At 36.4% G+C, this 23,438-nt stretch carries 20 protein-coding genes; 7 read left to right on the forward strand and 13 right to left on the reverse strand.

All coding sequences use genetic code 11. The features are described from left to right. Positions 1-7: 7 nt before the first annotated feature. From F3D3_RS00890 to F3D3_RS00910, 5 genes are all read right to left on the reverse strand, one after another. Positions 8-745 (reverse strand): thiamine pyrophosphate-dependent enzyme, encoded by a 738-nt coding sequence (locus tag F3D3_RS00890; protein ID WP_069870299.1) that lies wholly within the window; start codon positions 743-745, stop codon positions 8-10. A gap of 2 nt (positions 746-747) precedes the next feature. Next, positions 748-1,827: a 3-methyl-2-oxobutanoate dehydrogenase subunit VorB gene (gene vorB, locus F3D3_RS00895; protein ID WP_069870301.1), complete on the reverse strand. Its 1,080-nt coding sequence runs from the start codon at positions 1,825-1,827 to the stop codon at positions 748-750. 10 nt (positions 1,828-1,837) lie between these two features. Beyond that, on the reverse strand, positions 1,838-2,041 hold the full coding sequence (locus tag F3D3_RS00900) for a ferredoxin family protein (RefSeq protein WP_069870303.1): 204 nt from the start codon (positions 2,039-2,041) through the stop codon (positions 1,838-1,840). Between the two features lie 78 nt (positions 2,042-2,119). Further along, positions 2,120-2,821, reverse strand: a complete 702-nt coding sequence (locus F3D3_RS00905) for a hypothetical protein (protein ID WP_069870305.1) — start codon at positions 2,819-2,821, stop codon at positions 2,120-2,122. A 66-nt stretch (positions 2,822-2,887) separates the two neighbouring features. Further along, entirely contained in the window at positions 2,888-3,547 is a 660-nt protein-coding gene (locus tag F3D3_RS00910) for a hypothetical protein (protein ID WP_069870307.1), read from the reverse strand. 170 nt (positions 3,548-3,717) lie between these two features. Here F3D3_RS00910 and F3D3_RS00915 point away from each other — a divergent pair, with 170 nt between their 5' ends. Further along, positions 3,718-4,392, forward strand: coding sequence for a transcriptional regulator (locus F3D3_RS00915; protein WP_069870309.1), 675 nt, complete (start codon positions 3,718-3,720; stop codon positions 4,390-4,392). A 202-nt stretch (positions 4,393-4,594) separates the two neighbouring features. On the opposite strand, the gene F3D3_RS00920 is transcribed toward F3D3_RS00915, so the two are convergent. From F3D3_RS00920 to F3D3_RS00935, 4 genes are all read right to left on the reverse strand, one after another. Beyond that, the gene (locus F3D3_RS00920) at positions 4,595-6,571 is read right to left on the reverse strand and encodes an NAD(P)/FAD-dependent oxidoreductase (RefSeq protein WP_069870310.1); all 1,977 of its coding nucleotides are present in this window, start codon (positions 6,569-6,571) and stop codon (positions 4,595-4,597) included. 418 nt (positions 6,572-6,989) lie between these two features. Continuing rightward, positions 6,990-7,415 carry a helix-turn-helix domain-containing protein gene (locus F3D3_RS00925; RefSeq protein ID WP_069870312.1) on the reverse strand — a complete coding sequence of 142 codons (426 nt, stop codon included), beginning with the start codon at positions 7,413-7,415 and terminating at the stop codon, positions 6,990-6,992. Positions 7,416-7,761: 346 nt separating this feature from the next. After that, entirely contained in the window at positions 7,762-9,813 is a 2,052-nt protein-coding gene (locus F3D3_RS00930) for a methyl-accepting chemotaxis protein (RefSeq protein ID WP_069870314.1), read from the reverse strand. A gap of 684 nt (positions 9,814-10,497) precedes the next feature. Beyond that, a complete protein-coding gene (locus F3D3_RS00935) occupies positions 10,498-11,376 on the reverse strand; it encodes a LysR family transcriptional regulator (RefSeq protein WP_069870316.1) in 879 nt (292 codons plus the stop codon). A gap of 215 nt (positions 11,377-11,591) precedes the next feature. On the opposite strand from F3D3_RS00935, the gene F3D3_RS00940 reads away from it, so the two are divergent. Beyond that, a complete protein-coding gene (locus F3D3_RS00940) occupies positions 11,592-12,566 on the forward strand; it encodes an NmrA family NAD(P)-binding protein (protein ID WP_069870318.1) in 975 nt (324 codons plus the stop codon). Between the two features lie 303 nt (positions 12,567-12,869). On the opposite strand, the gene F3D3_RS00945 is transcribed toward F3D3_RS00940, so the two are convergent. From F3D3_RS00945 to F3D3_RS00960, 4 genes are all read right to left on the reverse strand, one after another. After that, the gene (locus tag F3D3_RS00945; protein ID WP_069870320.1) at positions 12,870-14,057 is read right to left on the reverse strand and encodes a glycine C-acetyltransferase; all 1,188 of its coding nucleotides are present in this window, start codon (positions 14,055-14,057) and stop codon (positions 12,870-12,872) included. A 15-nt stretch (positions 14,058-14,072) separates the two neighbouring features. Then, positions 14,073-15,098 carry an L-threonine 3-dehydrogenase gene (tdh, locus tag F3D3_RS00950; protein WP_069870696.1) on the reverse strand — a complete coding sequence of 342 codons (1,026 nt, stop codon included), beginning with the start codon at positions 15,096-15,098 and terminating at the stop codon, positions 14,073-14,075. Positions 15,099-15,195: 97 nt separating this feature from the next. Further along, positions 15,196-15,750: a helix-turn-helix domain-containing protein gene (locus F3D3_RS00955; protein WP_069870322.1), complete on the reverse strand. Its 555-nt coding sequence runs from the start codon at positions 15,748-15,750 to the stop codon at positions 15,196-15,198. A gap of 179 nt (positions 15,751-15,929) precedes the next feature. Next, on the reverse strand, positions 15,930-18,959 hold the full coding sequence (locus F3D3_RS00960) for a tetratricopeptide repeat protein (protein ID WP_069870324.1): 3,030 nt from the start codon (positions 18,957-18,959) through the stop codon (positions 15,930-15,932). A gap of 238 nt (positions 18,960-19,197) precedes the next feature. Between F3D3_RS00960 and F3D3_RS00965 the strand changes: the two genes are divergently transcribed. The 5 genes from F3D3_RS00965 to F3D3_RS00985 are packed head-to-tail and all read left to right on the forward strand — an operon-like array spanning position 19,198 to position 23,243. Continuing rightward, positions 19,198-20,844, forward strand: coding sequence for an ABC transporter ATP-binding protein (locus F3D3_RS00965; RefSeq protein ID WP_207645330.1), 1,647 nt, complete (start codon positions 19,198-19,200; stop codon positions 20,842-20,844). A gap of 32 nt (positions 20,845-20,876) precedes the next feature. Continuing rightward, positions 20,877-21,140, forward strand: coding sequence for a hypothetical protein (locus F3D3_RS00970; RefSeq protein ID WP_069870328.1), 264 nt, complete (start codon positions 20,877-20,879; stop codon positions 21,138-21,140). Next, positions 21,141-21,326, forward strand: coding sequence for a hypothetical protein (locus F3D3_RS00975; protein ID WP_069870330.1), 186 nt, complete (start codon positions 21,141-21,143; stop codon positions 21,324-21,326). Beyond that, complete coding sequence (locus tag F3D3_RS00980; RefSeq protein ID WP_069870332.1) at positions 21,323-21,898, forward strand: hypothetical protein; 576 nt, start codon at positions 21,323-21,325, stop codon at positions 21,896-21,898. Before F3D3_RS00975 ends, F3D3_RS00980 begins: the two co-directional genes overlap by 4 nt. Next, positions 21,885-23,243 carry an SLC13 family permease gene (locus F3D3_RS00985; protein ID WP_069870334.1) on the forward strand — a complete coding sequence of 453 codons (1,359 nt, stop codon included), beginning with the start codon at positions 21,885-21,887 and terminating at the stop codon, positions 23,241-23,243. The genes F3D3_RS00980 and F3D3_RS00985 overlap by 14 nt, the downstream gene beginning before the upstream one ends. The last annotated feature ends 195 nt before the right edge of the window (positions 23,244-23,438 follow it).

Genomic DNA, 23,438 nt, shown 5'->3' on the forward strand with positions numbered 1-23,438 from the left:
TTACCTCCTATTTATCTCTGTACACGCCAAGTGGATATTGCGGAATCATCTTTTCTTCAATAAATTCAAGTGATTTAAGCGAATCCATACCCCAGTTTGTTGGGCAGTTAGAAACGATCTCGATTAACGAGAACCCTTTGCCTTCCAATTGGTTTTGAAATGCTTTTTGAATGGCTTTCTTCGTTTTAATAACATTTTGAGGTGTGTTACAGCTTGTTCTTTCAATGTACACTGGTGCCGTCAATTTATTAATGACTTCACACATGTCCATTGGATAACCATGCTCTTCAACTTGTCTGCCTATTGGTGCTGTTGAAGCTTTCATACCCACTAAAGTAGTCGGTGACATCTGACCACCTGTCATCCCATAGATACCATTGTTTACATGAATAATCGTGATATTTTCTCCACGATTTGCCGCTGAAACCGATTCAGCAAGACCGATTGAGGCAAAGTCGCCATCACCTTGATAAGTGTAAACCAAGGTCTCTTTATTTGTTCTCTTAAGACCAGAAGCTACTGCTGCTGCACGCCCATGGGGTGCCGTAATGTTGTCGTAAGCTATATAGTTCATGTGAAGCCCACAGCAACCAATACCAAGCACGCATGCTGTTTTATCCACGATAGCCATTTCTTCTAAGACTTCTCCGATTAATTTCATAATCGTACCATGAAAGCAACCTGGACAAAAGCCTGATACTTTATCCTCTTGAATTGTTTTTGTTCTCGCATACACTTGCTTCATTTTTATCGCTCCTCCTCAAATCCTTTGACCGTTTGGATGATCAAATCACGTGTCATGATGTTTCCGCCAGAACGTAAACAGGCTCTCACTGGAATGCGTTCTTTTACCACAGCATTCACGTCATGGATCATTTGTGCTGGAATCGACATTTCTACATCTAGGATATACTTAACCTTGTCATAATCAATTGCTTCAAAGGCTTTATTCGGGAAGGGATGAACTGTAATAGGTCTGATAAGGCCTACTTTAAATCCTTCTTTTCTTAAATGATCTACAGCTGACTTCGCAATACGCGCTGAGATCCCGTAAGCTGTCAAGATAACCTCTGCATCATCCACCTTATAATTTTCCACCATGGTATCTTTTTCCCACGATTTATAAAGTGCCTCCGCCTCTTTATTCACACACTCCATTTCTGAGGTTTGCCACTGTCCGGGTTGTATCCAAGCACGCTTTTCATCAAGTGCATGACCGATACAAGCCCAAGGCCGTTTTTCAGCTTTAAGTGTCGCGATCTCTTCTGCAGATTTTAGCTCTGGTAATTCAACAGGCTCCATCATGGCCCCGATGACACCATCTGATAAAATAAGAACTGGATTTCTATCTCTATCTGCAAAGTCAAACGCCTTATAAGTTAAATCTACGGCTTCTTGAACCGATGCAGGTGCAAAGACCATCATTTGAAAACCACCGTTTCCGGATGCCTTTGTAGCTTGAAGGTAATCCATTTGTGCAGGTTGAATAGAACCAACGCCTGGGCCTCCTCTTGAGATATTGGCATATACCATTGGAATTCTAGCTGCTGCACAATAGGAAATACCTTCACTTTTAAGCGCAATGCCTGGACTTGACGATGACGTCATAGACCTTGTACCACCTGATGCTGCACCATATACCATGTTCACAGCAGCAACTTCTGATTCCGCTTGAAGGAACACACCATCAACTTCTGGCATTCTTCTGGCAAAGTACTCTGGGATTTCATTTTGTGGTGTGATTGGATAACCAGAAAAAAAACGACAACCTGCTCTAACCGCTGACTCAGCTATAGCTTCACAGCCTTTCATAAATATTCTTGACATTGTATTCCTCCTATTTATAGATTTCGATTGCGCCATCTGGGCAGATTCTACCACACATCAAGCAAGCAATACAATCCGCCATTCTTGCTGGCGTCACATATTCATAACCCTTTGAATTTACTTCTGTTCCGATTTCAAGGACGTTCTTAGGGCAAAACTTCACACAGTAACCACAGCTTTTGCATCTCTCCGAAATGATTTTAACTTCAGCCATTTTGGACTCCTTTCTACATAAAAATTAGGTGACATTGATTTAAACATTTTTTTCAAACGGTTGCTTCAAATAGTTGACTTAAAACTCACTACTCAACCATGGATAGGTTAAATATAAGTGAAGAGACATCAAATCGGTATCCACCAACAGATGCGCTTTATCATATAAAGACTCATTGACACATGTAAAATCAATCGTTTTATAAGGCGCTACAATTTCATTCATTTTTCGGCAACCTTCAATAAAATCCTCTATTGTCGTTGAAATTCCTAGATTTGGATTATCAATTAATCTTATATTATCCAGTTGCACTCGTGATGCACCAAGCACAGCTGCAAGCGTCTGGTCAATCCGCTCAAGATCTGTTGACCACGGTCTAAACGCATTGAGCACATAATAGACAAGGGTATACGCTTTGTTGAGTTCACCTGAAAAACCACCCACAGCCCTTGCGCCAATATGATCGCCTCCAACATCCATCACCACAAGACATGTATCATCTCTTAATAACCTATTGACACCCCCAACCAACGTTGGCGCATCCATAAACTGCTCTTCAAAATGAAATACAATGCCCGCATTTTCAAGTTCAAAAATCGCTTCCCTAGATCTAAACAAAGGCTTCGTCATATCCATATCGAAGAAATGAACCGTTTTATCAGTCATTTGACTTAATAGCATTGCAAAATTAAGTGCAATTTCACTTTTGCCACTACCGGCCTCGCCTAAAAAAATAAAATTTGTTTTTTTCTGTTCTATTAGTAATTTTAAAACTTCCAATTTTAGCTCCAATCTATTAAGGCTTTACAAATGCTCAGCGCCAACCTTATTGGGGTTTTTTCACTTTCAACCCTTTGCTATTTCATTTTTTGATTTCTTAGCGATTGTCAAAATAAGGCCTAATGCCATTGACAACAATGCTGCAACCAAAATTCTATAGTCTCCAGGTAATAAAAAGGTAAAGGTATGCGCTGGTATCCAGAAGAAAGGCACAGTCTTGACGACGACAAAGTTCCAGAATCCAACCGTATCAATATTTTGAATGATATTTGTCAACGATAGATCCGTTTTTCCTTCAGCTTTTAAATCCAAATACTTATCCGAAATCCGATGTGCATACATAAAAGTAGGTGCAAATGTGGCATTCATAAGAAATGATGTAAAGAAAGCAAACGCCAACTTGGATTCCCCACCAGGCAATAGCCCCTTTGATAACAAGGCAGTTGTACCTGTTGAATATATGGTGAAAATCATGGTTATCAATATTCCAAATAAACCCCAAATAATCGCTCGTACAAAAAAGAATGTGGCAAATGTCCATTTACCAGATCCAACGCGCACAGCAAGTAGCTCACCCATTGAAGCGAGTATACCAAATTTTACAAAACCGCCCAATAGCGGATGCGCTGATGTAAAGCTAATAAATATTTCTCGTGAATCTGGAAGTGCAAAAATAGCCACGATCACCAGCATAATTGCCCCCCAAATAAAATCGCCTTTTTTCATAACCCATCTCCTTGTATAATTTTTTACATAGCATATAATTACTTATATATTGTAACAATTTTATAACCTCTGGTCAATAAATTTTTATATATAATATAATTATTTATACGATGTGGTTTTTTCTGTTTTATAGTATAATAAATTAAAACAAAACTTTCAACGGAGGTAATATGACCCAAATAGAAATCATTATTACGATTTTAGATTTTTTTTCCAAAGTTTTGGGCAATGACACCGAAATTGTTGTGCATGACTTAATCAATAGTAAAATAAAGTGGATTAGCAATGGGCACATCACTGGTCGAGTTGAAAATGATTCTGATGATCCTACAACGATGAACATCACTAGGCGACATGCCATGGACTCGCCACTTGCTGATATGCTTATTGGCGGAAGCTCCTATACCAAAGGGACAACGCACATTCGAAGTTCCACGTTTTTCTTAAAAGATTCTAAGGGCAAATATCAGTATGCGATCTGCATTAATCAAGATTTAACACATATTGATGTCATGCAAAAATATCTAGAAAACTTTACAGGAGCCTCTATAAAGACAATCGAATCCACTTCCAAAGTGGATGACTCCATCGAAACATTGACAAAGCAACTTATTTTTGGCGAAATCGAAAGAGAAAAACCATTCTCAAGCGATTCTCGCGAGGCCAAACTTGCCATCATTCAGCGTTTAGAAGACAAGGGTGTCTTCGAAGTCAAAGGCTCAATCCCAATCGTCTGTGAATTTTTACAGATCGCACAAGCCACTCTGTATAAATACCTTAAAGAAATTAAGCAGTCCAAGTATTTATATGTCGATTCACCGAATTTTGAAAAAGAGTTGTCCTAATCACAATATAGGACAACTTTTTTTATAAAATAAGGGGCTGTTTAAAAATAGCCCTAAAATAGATAATGACTATAGCAATTCAGAAGTGAGTTGATATAGTCATTTTTATTTTCAAAAAAAGTTTTGGACTAGTTCAAAGAACTAGCCCATTGAGTTATACTTAATTTATGATTAAAATTTCCAACTGATTTACTGACTCAATTTACAGAATATCCATTGCAGCGCAAAAACCTTCATAGGTTGCTTGCTTGACAGTTCTCGCTTTGCGAGCATCTCCAGTTACTATAAATTTAGGACTGATCTCACGATATTTTTCTACTATATCCGTATTTGATCTCGAACCAGTGGCAAATAGAACGACATCCGCTTCTTCTAAGCGTTCATTTCCAAACGCATCAATGTAGAGAACACCACTATCTTTAATTTCTAATATTTTTGTATTGCAATCCCATGTCATGCCTGCCTCTTTCATTCTAGGGAATAATGCCATCCTCTGCGATTCATTGGAATCCTTACTGATATCATCTCTTGCTTCTAATATTTTAACCTTAGTGTTATGAATATCTGCTAGAAAATAACCCGTTTCACAACCAATCGCTCCACCGCCAATAATCACCACTTTCTTGTTAAAGTAGCTTTCTGGATTTTTATAAACCGCTACTGCATAAGTTGCATGTTCTATCCCTTTAATAGGAGGTGTAAACGGCTGTGCACCCACAGCACAAATCACTACGTCAGGTTTCAACTCATCAGCAAACGCCATTGTAGCTTCAGTTCCAAGATGAATATTTACACCTGTAGATTTACATCTTTCAATCAAAGAATCTTTATATCGTTTTAGAGATTCCTTGTGTTCATCTATTTCTGTAAACCAGAGTTGACCGCCTAGTTCAGACTCTTTTTCACATAAAGTTACATCATGCCCTCTTTCTGCAGCAGTTAAAGCGGCATACATACCCGATACACCACCACCAATGATTAAAACCTTTCTCTTGCCCAACGGTTTTGGCGCGGATCTCCACCGCAACTCCCTTGAAGCCCATGGGTTAACCGCACAATGCCACAGTTCCGGAATAGGTCTCTCCTCTGGGTTTCCAGATAGCGGATTAAAACAAGAACATCTTAAACAAGGCGCAATTTGATTTTCACAACCTGCCAACGTTTTGTTTACAAAAGCAGGATCTGCAAACTGTTGTCTTCCCAATGCTACAAAATCACACTTTCCCGTCGCAATAGCATCTTCAATTTGCTCTGGACTGTTGAATCCTCCCACGGCTACAACAGGTACATTCACATTCTTTTTAATTGCTTCTGCGAGATCTAAATTACAGCCATGCTTATCAAACATAGATGAAAATGCTTTTGTATTGACATGATCTTGATAAACACCTGATGTTACATGAATCAAATCCACATGGTGTTGTATAATTTTTGCAAACTCAATGCCATCCGTTAGCGTCATGCCACCTTCTATACGTTCAGAACCTGACATTCTGTATTCAATCAGAAAATCGTCTCCACAAACTTCTTTGATACGCTTACATACCATAATCGGGAAACGTGCACGGTTTTCCATACTGCCACCATATTCATCTAATCTCTTGTTAAAACGTGGGGATATAAATTGATTAAGCAACCATCCGTGACCACCGTGAAGATTGACCATTTCAAAACCCATGGCCTTACAATTCCAAGCTGCTTCAGCCCAGTTATTAGCAACTTCTTCCATCATTTCAACTGTCATTTCATCTACTTGGACCCCATCTTCTCTCAAAAATGCTGAAGGACCAATCGGATTTTTTTTCCCTTTAATCTCTTCAGGATGATTCATTGCGCCGACATGATTGAGCTGAATTGAGGCAACAGCACCATGTGCTTTGATGGCTTCCGTTAAAGTTAAGATACTCTCTATGTGTATGGTTGACATCTGTTTTTTATACACATTTAAGCCGTGTTCATGCCTACTAGAGTAGTCATCATCAATGAAGGATTCCGTTAATGTAACCACCGCAAATCCACCTCTTGATCTATTCTCATATTCATCAATGCCCTCTGCTGTCGGATATCCATGTTCTACTATCCGATTGGTTGTCAGTGGAGAAGCAAAAACTCTATTTTTGAATGTAACATTTTTTATCTGCATTGGCGAAAACATATTTATATATTTTTTTCTAGTCATATCAATCTCCATTCGTTATTATATTTATAATCCAACTTTGCGATAATCCCAGATAAAGAGCTAAATTTACCGCCCTCATGTCCTAAAATACATTATTAGATTAATATTTACTTAACACGTTAAGTGTATCACGGTAATTCTATAAATATAATTACGAATAAGTTTATCTGTAACTAACATTTAAGTAAGTGTCATACGTTTTGCTTAGGTGACCTATTTTTTGATTAAATCTTTTATTTTCAAATTGCTTTTATGTAAAAACACATTTATTTCCAATACCATTTAAACCACCTTTTGATGCTTCAAACCAATTTTCGCTGACGCTGTTTGAGGTTGAACATGCCTCATCACAGCTTTAGGCTCAAATTTTATTGTTTTAAAAAAAAATATGGATTGTCAACCAATCCATAACATGTAATCATTTAAACGGCTCCCGCATAAGCTCTTCATCTTTTTCTCTGTAACCATGCCACATCTCACCCAGTGGATCGACTTCAATGTTCTTTCGTTTCATATCTTCCCAGCCCCATTTATACATACTATCTAAAATAGGACACAATGTCTTACCGAGTTCTGTCAATTTGTACTCCACTCGAACGGGTACTTCAGCAAAGACTTCTTTAATAATAATACCATCAGACTGAAGTGCCTTTAAATTCATAGCTAAAACTCTTTCGCTAATTGGGAGTCTTTTCTTAAATGTTGAAAACCGCATACCCTCTTCGTCTTCAAAATCCATAGCTCGTATCAAATAAGGCTTCCATCGATTACACATAATATGCATAATATGATTATAAGGATCCTTTGCCACACAAAAAAATAGATTTTCAGAATTATCATTCATTTAAACACTCCTTAAACCTTCATTTAATTCATTATAACGATAAACGTTTCACAAATCAAATTTCTATTTCAAAAATTTGCTTCTTCCAGGTTTTCAGCAATTCTGAAACCAATATCGTCAACTTAAGAAATTCATGCTAGAAACTTGAATTTCTTTAAAAAAATACTTGACAACAGGGAAAGCACCCCAATAATCGCGAGAGTACAGGTTAACTGTATATCTTAGTGATGGTTGGTGGTAATGATGAATAAAGTAGAAGCGTTCCCAGAGTTGATTTCCTTCATAATAACCTCACTTTGCCACAATCAATCCGTATACAATTGATACTCGCTATTATTTTTGACTATTAAACCTTAAATATGCTCATTTTTTCTTGAAGGCTTTCAGCAATATGTGCAAGTCCTGATGTGGCAGAAGTTTGTTCTTCCACAGAAGCAAGCTGCTCTTCAGTAGCTGCCGCAATGGAAGCTGCTTCCTCAGCCGATTTATTTGTAAGTGCTTTTAACTCACTTGCAGAGGCTTTAGCTTGATTTGACTGAGTACTAATTATTTTTGCTAGGTGGTCCGCAGATTCAATTAAATTTACTATTTTAGAAATACTAGTTACAATATTTTCAAAGCTCTTGTTTACATTTGATAAATCTTCTTGTCCGTCCCCTATTGATTTAACAACATGAGTTGTAGATGTGTTTGCGTGAAGTGTTGCGCTACTGATTTCAGAAACAATTGTAGAAATTGAATTTGCTGATCCAGAAGACTGTTCTGCTAATTTTCTTATCTCTTCAGCTACCACTGCAAAGCCTCTTCCAGCATCTCCTGCTCTTGCAGCTTCAATCGATGCATTAAGTGCAAGTAAGTTCGTTTGGGAAGAAATCCCTTGAATAGTATCAACTATTGAATTTATTTGACCTGATTTTTCAGTAAGGACATTCATTACTTTTGAAAGCGCATTTACATCTTGAAACGCTAACGTCATGGATTGAATCAGTGCTTTAACAGACTCATTACTCTCTGATGACATGTCATCAATTGAAGCAAGTGCTTTCGTTACATGATTCATTTGATCCTCAATTTCAACAGACTTCTGATTAACAATTTCTATTAATTGATCTAAATCTGACGTAACTTTGGAAATCTCCGCATTTGAACCAGATATTTCTGTTGCTGCAACAGCTACTTGCTCGACAGCTTGTCCATTTTGCGATGCAGACGCTTCTAATTCTTCTGCAGTAGCAGCTACAAGCCTAGAACTATCTGTAACATCCTGCATGATTGTTCGTAGTGAAGTCACCATAGTATTCATAGAATTTGCAATTTGACCAATTTCATCTTTTGATAATTGGTCAATTGTTCTTGTAAAGTCACCATTTGAGATTGTTTCAATTTCCAGTTTTAATGGTTTTAGTGGCGCTGTAATGTTCTTAGCAACAAACACCAGTATTAAACTTAGAAAAGACAATGCTATAACTGTTATCACAACAACTTTTAAGATAATGCTCATTATTGGATTTATTATTTCTTTCTCCGGTAAAGCAAGAATAATAATCCAACCTGTATTTGGCATTTCCGTTATAAAAGCCTTAAATCTCTCATTATTATGTTCAAAGTAACCTGTACCAGTTTTCTTTTCGACAGCCATTTTCCCTAACTCACTTAAAGATGTATTTTCATCCGTAGTAATATTAGGGAATATGCCATTATCGTCAGCTTTAATCGTTTCTGATCCTTTACTTAAAAAAGCACCTTCCTTAGTTAAGAGCATCGCATAACCATTTTGACCGACTTTAATTGAAGAAACAATTTTCTGAACACTTGTAAAATCCATATCTCCTGTGGCTACTCCAATTAATTTTCCTGCGCTATCTCTTATCGGAGAAGTCGCAGTAATCATAGTAATACTAGATACTGGATCAAAATAAGGGTCAGACCATGCTACATTATTTTGAGTTTCACCAATAACATACCAACCCTCTTTAGTATTATCAACAAAATAATCTTCTGTATAGGTTACTGCACCCTCAACTTTATAAGCATATGGGCAAAAATATTCACCATCGTATTTGGATGCCATAAAAATACCTGTTCCTAGAGTATCTTCATTTGTCAAAGGCATTTCTTTTATTACGTTAACATAACCGGCTTTGTTATCAGGTGATATACCCAATCCTTCTACCGTTTTAGAAAGACCAATCGGAAGTTTTTCATGTGTTTGCATATGAGAATTAATATCAGATATCGCTTTTCCAACTTGTGTTTCAACCTTTTGGTTAATCTCAACCTCAATAATATTTTTAGAGCTAATTGTAATTATAAAAGCAAGAATTAAAAAAGTAATGACTACAACCGGAATAACTATCAAAAGTAACTTGCTTTGTATAGACTTAATGTTTTTAAACAATAGCCGTGTCCTCCTTAGAAATTTTATAGATACATTGTTTCAAATATAACATACCATACTTTGAAAATGAGTTGATAATAAATGCTGAGATATAACAGAAGCATAACTTATAACTAACTTAATGAGACCGAATTCGATACCCAGATATGTCTTTTTAAACAGTGAATTTATCAAAGCGTATACTCAGTCCGCTATGCTACCTTCGTAACCCTTGCGCAATCCTTTAGGATTGCATTCAGTGGGCGTTTGGACTCCCACTGAATTAGGAATATGTCCCCCCGCTGCTCACGACAATACTTAGCATTTATCCGCCGATATTTATTGGAGCTATGCCATATGTAAAAAAATAAAAGAGGCGTTAAATGCTCAAAAAACAGATTGCTTAATAGCACCTCCTTATTATTGGGGCATCAACCAACTGTACAGGTTCATTTTCTGGCACATTTTCTGTCAAACTTGAAACGATGACAATGGTTTAAACCAATATATTTGAAAATTTGAATCAATTTGGTTTTAAGCAGATGTACTGCATGAATTCTCATGGTGATCCTCTGCATGTTAACACTATTCTCAAATCTATAAAGAATGTAAATGAAAAATTTGATATGAATATTCGATTGTTTATGGAACCTTATGATTGGGATTAGTATGGTTTATCTGGCAAAGAAGATTGTCATGAATAATTTAAGTTAAAGTAAATTTCTCTATAAAGTATTGAATGTATTTTTCTTTTGGTTTGCTTTGATATGCGATACCATACTCAGCGGTCACCTGTTCCTGTATTGGTATTATCACGATATCCTTTGTATCTATAGGTATACAAAATTCTGGCAAAATCGCTATCCCATAATCTGCCTTTGCTAGCAATATCGCTACTTGATCATTTTCGCAAATAAAACCTAATTCATCTTGAAAATCAAGTATTAAATTCTCATGTGGTTTTGCTTTGTATTGATTAGGAATTAATCTAGGCGATAATCTAATTAGGCAATTGTCTTTTAAATCATTAAAAGTCAACTTTTGATAGTGACTCAAAGGTGAATTCTTAGACATGACTGCATATTTGGTAAGAATTTTTATTTTTTTAAAAGTACAATGCTTAATATCCTTAATCATATCTTTTGGTGTAAATATAATATCTATTTGTTTGTCATTAAATAGTGTAATAAGCTGTGAATAATTTTTTACTAGAACATCTGGATAAACTCTTGGATATTCTTTTTGTAAATTTGATAACACTTCAAATACACTGTTCAACTCTGCATTACTACTACAACCTATACGCAAAAAACTAATATTTCTAGTGGAAGCTTTTTTTACATGTTCTTTAGATATATCTATTTTCATTAATATCTCTCTTGCATCATTATAAAATGAGATTCCTGCTTCTGTTAATTCTACCACCTTCGGCGTACGGAAAAATAATTTTGCATTTAGTTCTGTTTCAAGAGTTTGAATATGATGAGTCACCGTTGGTGGTGATAAATAAAGTTCTTCTGCAGCCTTTGTAAAATTCAATTTATCTGCGACACATATGAAACATTGTAACTGTTGTGTATTCACCCACTCTCTCTCCTTTATCTTTTATTTATCATTTTATTATAAAACAATTAATGAAGTATCTCAATATATAATTAGATTAAATCTAATGATGTATTAGAATTCATCTAATACTATTAGTTTTTTTGAAATTCACTTTTCCTAATGATACTGTTAGAATGAAGTAGATAAATCAGCTTATTCACAATATCTTATCGAATACAAAAGGAGACTATATTATGCGTTATATTGTAACAGGTACAGACGGAAAACTTGCAGGTAGAATTGCAGAAAATATGTTAAAAGAAGTAAACCCAGTGGATTTAATATTTACATGCCCAAGTATTGAAAACTTAGACCCAGAAAAAAAAGCAACATGGGAAAAACTTGGCGTAACCGTAAAACAAGGCAATTATAACAACGTTGAAGAAATGACACAAGCGTTTGAAGGTGGCGATAGAATTTATATTGTTTCTGGAGTGCTTCTCGGAGAAGCAAGAGTGCAGCAACATAAAAATGTTGTTGATGCAGCAATTGCAGCCGGAGTAAAACATATTACCTACACTTCTTGTGTTGGTGCAAGTGATCCAGCATATGCTCATGTATATGTAACACCAGATCATACAGCAACAGAAACATACATTAAAGAAAAAACAGCTGAAACAGGCATTTACTACAATTTCATGAGAAATAATTTATATTTAGAAAATTACCTTACAGTAGGTGTTGTTTTTGCAATGATGTCTGGTAATAAATGGTATACTACGGCAGGTGAAGGAAAAGCTACTTTTATTCCAAAAGATGATAGTGCACGTGTAGGGACTGCTTTGTTGCTAGGAAAAGGAGAGAATAATACAGCTTATAATATATGTGGTCATGAATCCATTTCTCAGAGAGAACTTGCTGAAATAATATCTGAATTGTCAGGTATCCAAATTGAATACTGTCCAGTAAACCACGAAGCATTTTATGAGCACTTAGACTCGCTAAATATTCCAAGAGATTGGAATGGCGATTTTTCAAAGTCTCCTGTTCCATGGTGCTCAAATGATATGGTAACCAATGAAGCTAGTATTGCTGAAGGATTGATGAATGTAATAAGTGATGATGTAGAAAAATTAACAGGAGAAAAGCCTAAAGGTGTAAAAGAAATTGCTAATAATTTTAGTTATATTTGGGAACAAAGAATTACAAACTGGAAAGATATGAAATAGTACTGTAAGATGCTCACGGTAACTTTTCAGACTTCCAGATTCTAGTAAAACACTGATTAATACCGTTGCACTGTAAAAAGCATCTGCCAAAAGACTTTATTATTCTCTTTTGGCAGATGCTTTTCTCGGCTGGAATCGAATAGATCAGTGTTTTTCTTGGTTGGGCTCGATGTACCGACTAGATTGCGCCCATGCTGGGCACACCTAAAAAACAGCCGGTACAAGTAAAACTTTGTCAGACTGTTTCAAATACTAAACGATTGCTCTGTTTAGCTATTTCATATTTACAAAGCTATTTGCACTCTAAATTAAGCCCATTTCTTTACCGACTTTTTCAAAAGCTTCAACTGCTTTTTGGAGTTGTTCTTTTGTGTGACCTGCAGTTACCATGCATCTTACTCTTCCAGTGCCTTTTGGTACTGTTGGGAAGACAATCGGCGATACAAAGACACCATTCTCAATTAATTGCTTAGAGAACGCCATTGCTTTAGCTTCATCGCCTATGATAACAGGTGTGATTGGTGTTTCACTCTTACCTGTATTAAAGCCAAGTTTACCAAGGTTTTCTTTAAAATATTTTGCATTGTCCCAAAGTTTTATAGAGAACTCATCTGTTTCAATAAGCATGTTAACGCCTTCGATTAAAGCGCCTAAAGCAGCTGGTGGTAAAGAAGTACTGAATAAAATTGGACGTCCTCTGTGACTGAGCCATTCTTTCATGGTTTGACTGCCCGCAACATAACCACCGATCACACCAAGGGCTTTTGATAAAGTCCCGATTGAGAAATCTACTCTGCCGTGTAATCCAAAGTGATCTACTGTACCTCTACCGTGTTCCCCTAAAACACCAGAACCATGTGCATCGTCCACATAAGTCATTGCACTGTACTGTTCTGCAAGTGCCACGATTTCTGGCAATTTAGCGATGTCACCATCCATGCTGAAGACGCCATCTGTGATGATCAAAACATTCTCGTAATGATCTCTTTTTTCTTTTAAAATGCGCTCTAGATCCGCCATATCGCTGTGTTTGAAGACCGCTTTATCCGCCTTTGAAAGTTTCACGCCGTCTATAATAGACGCATGATTGAGTTCATCTGATATGATCAAATCGCCTTTGTCTGTGATCGCTTGAATCGTTCCCGCATTACAGTTAAAGCCCGATTGGAATACCATAACCGCTTCTTCTCGTTTAAACTTCGCAAGAACCGTTTCAAGTTCTTCATGAATGTCCATGTTGCCGACGATCGTTCTAACCGCACCAGCACCAACGCCATACTTTTCAACCGCTTTAATTGCAGCCTCTTTCATTCTTGGATTATTGGCAAGTCCAAGGTAATTGTTTGATGAAAGATTGATGACTTTTTTTCCATTTAAATTAATTTCAGCTTCGTTAGCGCCATCAAAAACTGGAAGTGATCTATACACGCCGTCCGCTTTAAGCCCTTCGATTTTTTCCTTTAAATACTTGAGTTCATGTACATTAGACATTTTCAGTTCTCCCTTCTAGTCCCATTCCAAAATAACTTTGCCAGATTGTCCGCTTTTCATGATTTGAAAACCTTCTTCAAACTTTGTGTAGTGCATTTTATGTGTAATAACCTTGGATACATCTAAACCCGATTGAAGCATTGCCGTCATTTTATACCAAGTTTCAAACATTTCACGTCCGTAGATGCCTTTGATAAACAAGCCGCCAAATACGATTTTATTCCAGTCTATCTGAGTATCAGGTGCTTGAATACCAAGCATTGCTATTTTACCACCGTGGAGCATGTTTTCGATCATGTCATTTAATGCGGCTCCATTTCCAGACATCTCTAGCCCAATATCGAAGCCTTCAGTCATCCCCAGTTCTGCCATAACATCCGTTAATTTTTCTTTCGCTGTGTTGACCGTTCTCGTTGCACCAAGTTCCTTTGCAAGGCCAAGTCTGTAATCGTTAATATCTGTAATGACGACGTTTCTCGCGCCGCAATGTTTCGCCACAGCGGCTGCCATCATGCCTATTGGGCCAGCACCTGTAATGAGTACATCTTCACCGATTAAATCAAACGATAGCGTTGTATGAACTGCATTTCCAAGTGGGTCCATGATGCTTAAAACATCTTCTGAAATGCGCTTATCACACATCCACACGTTACTTTCAGGAATCGAAGCATATTCTGCAAAAATACCTGTTCTATTGACACCAATTCCAACCGTATCTTTGCACAAGTGTCTCTTGCCAGCGAGACAATTTCTACAAACGCCACAGACGATATGCCCTTCTCCGGAAACAAGATCACCTACTTTAAAGGCTTTTACAAGTGAGCCCACTTCCACGACTTCCCCGACAAACTCATGACCAATGGTCATCGGTACTGGAATGGTGTCTTGCGACCACTTATCCCAATTATAAATATGCACATCTGTGCCACAGATTGCAGTTTTTTTCATTTTTACAAGTACATCTTTATCGCCGATTATTGGCATTTCAACATCTTCTAACCAAAGGCCCTCTTTAGGAAATTTTTTGACAAGTGCTTTCATTTTCGTGTTCATGACACCCTCCAAAACAAAAATATCGTACAATATAAAGTGACGTTCGTCCTCTATATTGTACGATGTTTTAGAAAGTTATGCAACACTATTCTGAATAATATAGGACGATAACGGCCTTCGTTTGATCTTCACTGACGTTCCTGTAAACGTGCGGCTTATCCGGTACAAATATAGCGGCATCGTCTGTTTCCAGAACGTTTACCATGTTCCCCATTTGTACTTCAAGTTTACCTTTTGTGACCACCACATATTCTTCTACGCCTTTAAAATGGGCATCTGATTTGTGTTCACTTTTACTGTCCAGTTCAATGACATAAATTTCAAACTTTCTCATAGGATCATATGGAAAATAGGTAAACAGTCTGTATTTGCCATCTTCTTGATCCACTTCGTATGAATCACTTTTTCGGACGATTCTCATTTGATCTCTCTCTTCATTGATGAGAGACGTAAAAGAGACCTTTAGCCCATCTGCAATTTTCCAAATAGTGCCCACTGAAGGGTTTGCTTCACCTTTCTCTATCTGAGAAAGCATGCTTTTACTAACCCCTGTTAGATTAGACAGATCATTTAAAGAAAGATGGCGATCTTCTCTTAACAGTTTCAAATTGCCTGCGATTAAACTATTGATTTCCTTCATTTCAGATCTCCTGTTAAAATGCTCAATATATTGAATCCATCAAGACATTTCATATTTTAACACATTCTTCTTATTTTATATTAACCATATGTGGACGTAATGTCAACTTTGATGCGATATTTGGATGTTGTGGCTTATATTTGTACAAGACACATATACAACAATGTTTCTAATTACCATTAACCTATAAATTTGCATGTCAATTTAATCAAGTTTTCATCAAGTTTCTTTATATTAGGAATTGTTTTTGATAGATGTAATCGTCCCATTATTTGCTTTACCTGTGACTGTATGCCATAATCATCGTCACCAATCTCATCCCAAGCACAGATATACGGATGTAATTTTGCAATATAGAGCTGTTGTCTAGGATTACCACGTTGAATATATGCCATCACCTGCATTGTAGATGCTTGATCCCAACCACGTGTTAACATAAATGCGTTCCATCTCTCATGCTCCATTTGCGATGCCTTTAACAACCGTTGATTATCTATATCCATTGCGCCTGCAGTGAGCCAGTTATGATATGCATCTGCGAGCCCTATTTCTTGCTCTAAATCACCATAGTAATACCATTCACTGAGCCTAATCCCAACTGCATATACGCGGTAAATTAAGTGAATTGCACACAATAATGAGCTATCTCGATTATATTGACGACTAAAAAATTCTTTATAAGCCCTTTTATAGGATTGAACATTTTCACTATCTGAATAATATGAAAGATGAATTGTTCTGGCCCGCTTTTCAAGCAGACCATTTACTAGTTCTTGATAAGTGTATAATTGTGAAAATGCTCCAAAGCAATGGATATTATAGTTACTAAACCAGTCATATCCCAAATCCTCATTCACCACTGCTAATTTCTTCGCTTGCCAGGCTAAATGTGAATCCTTACAATAAGCTGTTATGAATGGATTTCTTTTAAATGTAGGATCGTATTTCAAATACCATGTTCGTAAATCTGTTGCCAATTTTAAATTATAATGTTCATTATCCGTCCCAACTACAATATAATTTGCGGCTTTTAGTAACACGGAAATTTTTTTTTCGTCTTCCGACATCTCCAAATAGGAATAGGAAAACAATTCGTTAAAAAGATCACTGTTGAAATCGAATTTATAAAAAACAGGTATCACTCGTTTAATGGATTCATGAGCCTTATAAATACCTTGACACTCCCTACGAAAACGCGACTCTATACTTTTCACATTGGTATCTATAACTGTAATGGATAGAGATATGCCTTCCATATATGCAACCGATATTGCATCCTTAATCAACCATAAAACGCTCTCAGAACTCCCAAATAAAACCAATCCTATATTTTTAGGGGCCCCTTCTTTTAGACAGGGTAAGAACAATGGTGCTATTGATAATAATTTTTCTGCAGCATCTTTCGCTGGATCACAAATTCGAACTGCGAAGAAGCAATCGCGCATTCCACTCAGGACACTATCTAATATTAATGTTGCAAATTCTATTTCTGATTTTACAAAAAATCGAGATCGATTACTTAACCCAACAGCATCCATTTGCTCATAAACTTCTTCCTTTTTCAATTTATATAGATATTCTAAAAGGCTTACCGTTTCACTTAAATTCTGATCTTGATTTGGGTTAAATAAGAAAAAAAGCAGATCAGGTTCATACTCATTTAAATCACTTCCTAAATCCCCTACAACATAACGATTGAAAGAATTTGTTAAAAAAAACAATTCCCCTATAGCTAAGTAGTATTCAAATGCTTCGACCATTGGACCTTCATATATTTCAAAAATCCCCCCACTTTTTTCAACTTTTGATTTCAATGTTTTAGACTTTCGTCTTTGAATATTTTCTTTTTCTTCACAATCACATAAAATCACTTTCCAATCACTGCCTGGTAAAGTTTCGACAAATATCAGACTTTCTTGACTAATTGTATTTATAAAACATACCCGTGGAGATGGCACATACAAATTGTCAACAGCTCTCTCTTTCTGGGGTTTTAGGATCTCTTTTGGAAGTGTCTCATTCCAATTTAAATCCCATAAACGCTGTTTTGCATCTATACTTCCGTTTCTGGCAGCATTTTCATACCATCCTAAAGCCGTTGGGGGACAAAATCCTGATTCCTTAGTCTCCTTCTCTATGATAGTAGCTAACATATATTGACATGTCATATCCCCTTCTTTGGGGTTATCTAAGCATCCGCCACGTTCAAAATACTGCTTTGCAATATGAACATCTTTTGGATATCCAATATCCCCATTATAATAGGCACTTCCAATATCACGCAATGCTAGATTAAAATTATGCTCAGCTGAGCGCTCTAAATAATGACGTGCTTTATCTATTTGGCGCTCACACCCTATACCATTACGATAACATTGTGCTATTTCATAACAACCTTCAGCTGAGTTAACTGCACTTCTCTTAAAATAATAGATGGCTCCTTTTTCATCGATATTACAGCCATCCCCTATCTGCAACATTTTCCCAATACGACAAAAAATAATTGGATCACATATATCTTCTGCTACCTTGGTAAATAATATTAGAGCCTGATCACGATGACCTTCCTTATAAAGTAATTCTGCATATTTGCAAATACTTTCTGGTTCTTCAGCAGAATTTGAATTCAAATATATTGAATACTCTGGAAGCAATCTCGAATCTTCTTCTGGTAATATTAATTCCATAACTCCAGGAGCATATGGCCCTAATGCGACAAAAATAATTAGTCGTGATAATGCCCTAGATGGATTGATATCACAACAAAATTCAAGACGATTTAGGTACTTTGGATTTTGGATAAATACTGAAAATTTAATCACCAGCTCTTCTATTATAAATATCTTTAATTTATCATTTTCAAATTGAGGTTCCTCCTTTATATAAAGCTGTTTGTATACTTTTTCCTCCATAGCACTTAAGAGTTCATTTGTTGAATCTTTTAACATGCCACAAAGTTTTTTCATCAGTGGATTAGCATCTTTTTCACAATTTAAAAACCAACTTAAATAGGAACGTGATCTCTGTTTTATTTCTGCTGCGAGCTCTTCAGTAAAAAAAGTCTCAATTCTCTGGACTCGATCTAGTGACCTTTTGTCTTTATCAAAATTTAGAATTATATCTTCGTCATATAGCTTATCAAATATGGTATTTAAGGTTGGTAGATGCTTGCATTGATTCCAATATAACTTATCATTTTGCTTTCTCATTCATACGCCCCCCTTTTTTTAATCTTCAATATGCTATTCAATTCAATATAATCGAAACGGCATAATTGAGTTAATCAAGTTAACTGTTTTTGATAAAGTGTTAATGTATAAATTGTATCATGTTAATCTAACTTGAGCTATATTTATGTTACAAACAAACTCAAACAAATTAAAAAGGAGGAAAACAATGACGAACAGACAAAAACGCATTAGAGTATGGACATCCTATATTTCCCTCATGGATACAAAGACAAAAATCATATTACTAATTTTAATTCTCAATTCAAGTTTAAATGCTGGAATGTATGCTCTTTGTCCAATCTATTTAAGCGAAGCATGCGTCCTTATTTCTACCCAATCTACAGAAACATCCAAACAAGTTGTGAAATTAGTACTACTTCTATTCTCTTCTGAAATTCTAAGTCAACTTCGTCGAGTTACTGCTGACTGTATGATTTCAAGGCAGGAACGCCTTCTGAGAATTGAAAGTATGCATAAATTACTTCGATTGCCCGTTAGCTTTTATAGTCAATCGATGAGTGGTGAGCTTACCGCTCAGGTAAATCAGGCAACTGCCGGTTTCAGCCAGTTGCTCAGATTATTTTCAAACGACATCGTTCCAGCTGTTCTGACCTGTATCATGGTTATTATTGAGGTTTTGAATCACGCACCTAAAGTTTTTTCTATTGTCATGATTCTTTATTTGTTCTTATCAATTCTAATCAGCAACTTTCAGATAAAATCACAAAATGGGATTCGAGAGCAAATAATATCGAAGAAAGCTTCATTAGACGGTTTATTTTGTCAATCAATTCAAAATATTGAATTAATCCGAAGCCTAAACGGTGATAATTTTGAGTATAAACGACTTACACCATTTGCTGTGAAAATTCAGGATATCGAAAGCAAACATCATCTATTCATGGGGAGCTTTGACAGTGTCAAAAAAACAACTCAAATAATATGTTTTGCTACTCTGCTGTTTATTTGCTTTATTTACACACAGCAAAATCAAATACCAAGCAGTATGACTTTCACAATTGCATTGCTCTTTCAACAGTTAATCGCACCCGCTGAAGGTATATATCGATGTATGGATGAACTCGTTAGTTGTCAAATCAAATCCAAAATTTTGACGGAAATACTACATCAACAAGAGGACGTTGTTTTTATTAACAAAACGATCATTCCAAGTAAAGATTCTAACACTCTCCTTTATGTATCCAATTGTGAGATTCAAGAACCAAACAAAAGGCAAACAATTTCGAAGCCACCCAACTTCACTCTCGTTTCAGGCGATATTGCTATACTCAATGGTCCAACTGGTTGCGGTAAGACTTCTGTAGTACGTGCACTAAAAGGCTATTATCCTTACACTGGAGAGATTTTCTTGCATGCCATTCAAATTAAAAAATTATCATCTGAAGCACTTTCAAGCAACATTTTCTATGTCCCACAACGAACACTTTTCTTCCAAGGGACCGTTCGAGACAACCTTCTTTATGGCATTACAGAATTTGTAACCGATTCAACATTGAAAAGAGCATTACAGAAGGTTCAGCTATACCTCGAACTTGAGAAATTTGGAAATCCGTTGGATCACCCAATATATGAGGATGCAAATAATCTATCCGCCGGCCAAAAGCAGAGGCTATCACTTGCTCGAACATTTTTACACAGTTTCCAATTACTAATATTAGATGAGTCTACTGCAAATATTGATGCCCATACTACACAACTCATTTTATTCGAAATCGAAAATTGGGCCAAGCAGCAAAACAGCGCAATACTTTATATCTCACACAATCCTGAAATTATGAATCGATGTCAAAAAGTGATCGACATTGACCCAAAATCCATTGCTAATCAGCAAATGACTGCTTGATTATAAATTTAAATTTGATTAGGAGGTTCCTCATGAAAATGAATATCAGAAAAACAAACGATGGAAACCACATCACATCACCGCTTCCCCCTCATAAACGCAACCAAATTCTTACGCTTGTCCCAGATGAAAATGATTTCAAAGACATGGCACAAATATTTGAAGATCCAGATACTACATCTGCTGTCTGGACCATTATTGAAAGCGCTCCACCTGAAATAAAAGTCTTGTTTTTCCTTCAACTGCAAACTTGGCAGGAAACCCATTCTCTAACAGAAGAAAGAGAGGTGTTTTAAATGAATATGCGTTTTGAATCCCCCGTGTTGGGTCAATTAAAGCATAAATTGAAGTCTATTTTCCCTGATAATGAGGATTCTATCATGGCGGTGCTTAGCACCGCTCCAGATGAAATGATTATACTAACCGCCATGATGATCAAAAACTTGAAAAATAATAACACCGAACAGGAGGAAACCACATGAATAATGTTATTTCAACTATAGAAGAAATTGGTTTTTTTGAGACCATGCAGCTAATTCAGCCACATCTAATTGACACTATCGTCTCCGAACAAATTCTTATGGAATTGCCCATGTGTGCAGAGGATGATATCCAATCTCGCATCTCTGATATTGTTGAAAAACTGGAGAATTGTCCAAAGCAAAATCTACTCTTTATATCCCCAGAACTTGCTTTAATTGAACGTCTTGCAGCTCGAAATAGCCAACATCATATAATAATAGCACTTCCATGTGATTTGGAACCAGTTGTGGTTGAACGTATTCAAAACAATATGCCTCCTGGAGTTAATGTGTCCTTTTTAAAAGAGCCTTTCTATCCAGATAATTTTTTACCCAGCAGTAGTGCAATTATTGCATTTGGATTTGAAAATAATTCACGTGCAATGCTCCTTCCACGCTTTTATAGGCTTATGGAGCGATATAGCTCGTTTATGGGTCGAAAAATTTTTATTCCTTGCTCAGAAAATTCAGTTTCGCGTCCATTTCAATGGGTGGAACTATATAAGGAGGTAATGTTCAATGATCAATTCTGATATTAAACAATGCAAGCACAATCAACCTAATAGATTATCAGGTGAAACCGTATCAAGAAAAACCTTACTCGAAAACCTGTTTCCAAAAGGTGCTAGAGCTGGCATTGCCATATGCACCATTTTCATGTCAGCAACTATTTTAAGTTTATTCTGCCGCATTCCTGTAAAAAAAATTATGTCCAACTATTCATATGACGTGATTATAATTCTGATGATTATGGAACTCTTTACAAATTTAATTGCTCGTACTGGAATCATGGAATTTCTAGCAACAAAATTAGCTGTCAAATCAAAAGGACATAAGCGGATCATTGCTGCACTTTTTGGTATACTCATGTTTCTTATCAGTTCAACCTTGAACAATATCACCGCCGTTATGATGATCCTTCCAATTATTTTTGTACTCTTAAAAGCAATTGATGTAGATCGTCATTACATCAACGTCTTATTTAGTATTATTTTAGCTCTTAGCAATACCGGTGGAGCAGCAAGTCCTATTGGTGATTTTCCCGCCATTGTAATTATGACCTCAGGTATTACAACCTTTTTAGGTTATGTAAGCCATGCGTTCCCACTTTTCGCTGTCACAAGTATTATTATCATTTTCTTTTGGACTCGATTCATCAAAGAAGAACCTGACGGCGAACATGCACGAGAGCTAGCAGTATCCTTCTTACAAAGTCAATATAAATATGTTAAAGTTCGCTGGGATTTATTGGGCCCCATCTGTCTGATTTTCGCGAGCATGTTTCTTGCATGGAGTTTAATTGATCAAAATACGATTCCTCCTGAGATCATTGCTATTCTTGGATATGTTTGCGCCGCTGCATTTTGCGCCTTGAAGCGTGTGCCGGTCTTACAAGATATCAATTTGAAATCAGTGCTCTTAATTGCATCTTTTCTATACTTTGCAACTGTTATAAGTCAGACAGGTATTCTCGCTAATTTAGCTTATACCTTACAAGGGCACATTCAAAATCCAATGTTACTCTTAATCATCATCATGCTAATGACCTCCATCTGTTCCGGAATTTTCAGTGCTGGTCCAGCTGCTGCAGCCATAATGCCCATCATTGTCCAACTTTGTAATGGACCATTTGCTTCACAGACAACCTGGGTAGCAATTGCTTATGCTGCAAGTATTTGTGCAGGCAGTTCATTTTTTATGTGGAGTGCCACTGCTGGATTTATCCTTAGTGAGAAAGTAAATGAAGCTAACATCTGTAGTTCTAACGGAACCCATCTAATATGGAATATTCTCTCCTATCTTCGCTTTGGTTTAATCAATTACTTGCTTCAGATGAGCATTGCAATAATATGGATTCTTGTTGTTTGTTCAGTATAATGCAGTTATGAGCTATCATCATGTGAAAATCCGCATGCCGATAGCTCATAATTTGCCAACTGTTAAATCCTCTGAATAATGACTACTTAACCGCTGTTCATATACATTTTTTTCATATTATATCACTAGTGTTGCATAAAAAATAATTGCTCATGTCAAGCCTATAAACAAAAAAATATATATACATTATAAGTT

Source organism: Fusibacter sp. 3D3, from assembly GCF_001748365.1.
GTDB lineage: Bacteria > Bacillota > Clostridia > Peptostreptococcales > Acidaminobacteraceae > Fusibacter_A.

What these genes read in the sequence shown, in the direction of transcription:
- F3D3_RS00910 (WP_069870307.1), bottom strand. Translation starts at nt 3,547, where the DNA reads ATGAAAAAAGGCGATTTTATTTGGGGGGCAATTATGCTGGTGATCGTG.
- F3D3_RS00940 (WP_069870318.1), top strand. Translation starts at nt 11,592, where the DNA reads ATGCGTTATATTGTAACAGGTACAGACGGAAAACTTGCAGGTAGAATT.
- F3D3_RS00975 (WP_069870330.1), top strand. Translation starts at nt 21,141, where the DNA reads ATGAATATGCGTTTTGAATCCCCCGTGTTGGGTCAATTAAAGCATAAA.
- F3D3_RS00970 (WP_069870328.1), top strand. Translation starts at nt 20,877, where the DNA reads ATGAAAATGAATATCAGAAAAACAAACGATGGAAACCACATCACATCA.
- F3D3_RS00960 (WP_069870324.1), bottom strand. Translation starts at nt 18,959, where the DNA reads ATGAGAAAGCAAAATGATAAGTTATATTGGAATCAATGCAAGCATCTA.
- F3D3_RS00925 (WP_069870312.1), bottom strand. Translation starts at nt 7,415, where the DNA reads ATGAATGATAATTCTGAAAATCTATTTTTTTGTGTGGCAAAGGATCCT.
- F3D3_RS00945 (WP_069870320.1), bottom strand. Translation starts at nt 14,057, where the DNA reads ATGTCTAATGTACATGAACTCAAGTATTTAAAGGAAAAAATCGAAGGG.
- vorB (WP_069870301.1), bottom strand. Translation starts at nt 1,827, where the DNA reads ATGTCAAGAATATTTATGAAAGGCTGTGAAGCTATAGCTGAGTCAGCG.
- F3D3_RS00955 (WP_069870322.1), bottom strand. Translation starts at nt 15,750, where the DNA reads ATGAAGGAAATCAATAGTTTAATCGCAGGCAATTTGAAACTGTTAAGA.
- F3D3_RS00980 (WP_069870332.1), top strand. Translation starts at nt 21,323, where the DNA reads ATGAATAATGTTATTTCAACTATAGAAGAAATTGGTTTTTTTGAGACC.
- tdh (WP_069870696.1), bottom strand. Translation starts at nt 15,098, where the DNA reads ATGAAAGCACTTGTCAAAAAATTTCCTAAAGAGGGCCTTTGGTTAGAA.
- F3D3_RS00900 (WP_069870303.1), bottom strand. Translation starts at nt 2,041, where the DNA reads ATGGCTGAAGTTAAAATCATTTCGGAGAGATGCAAAAGCTGTGGTTAC.
- F3D3_RS00915 (WP_069870309.1), top strand. Translation starts at nt 3,718, where the DNA reads ATGACCCAAATAGAAATCATTATTACGATTTTAGATTTTTTTTCCAAA.
- F3D3_RS00985 (WP_069870334.1), top strand. Translation starts at nt 21,885, where the DNA reads ATGATCAATTCTGATATTAAACAATGCAAGCACAATCAACCTAATAGA.
- F3D3_RS00965 (WP_207645330.1), top strand. Translation starts at nt 19,198, where the DNA reads ATGGATACAAAGACAAAAATCATATTACTAATTTTAATTCTCAATTCA.
- F3D3_RS00890 (WP_069870299.1), bottom strand. Translation starts at nt 745, where the DNA reads ATGAAGCAAGTGTATGCGAGAACAAAAACAATTCAAGAGGATAAAGTA.
- F3D3_RS00920 (WP_069870310.1), bottom strand. Translation starts at nt 6,571, where the DNA reads ATGACTAGAAAAAAATATATAAATATGTTTTCGCCAATGCAGATAAAA.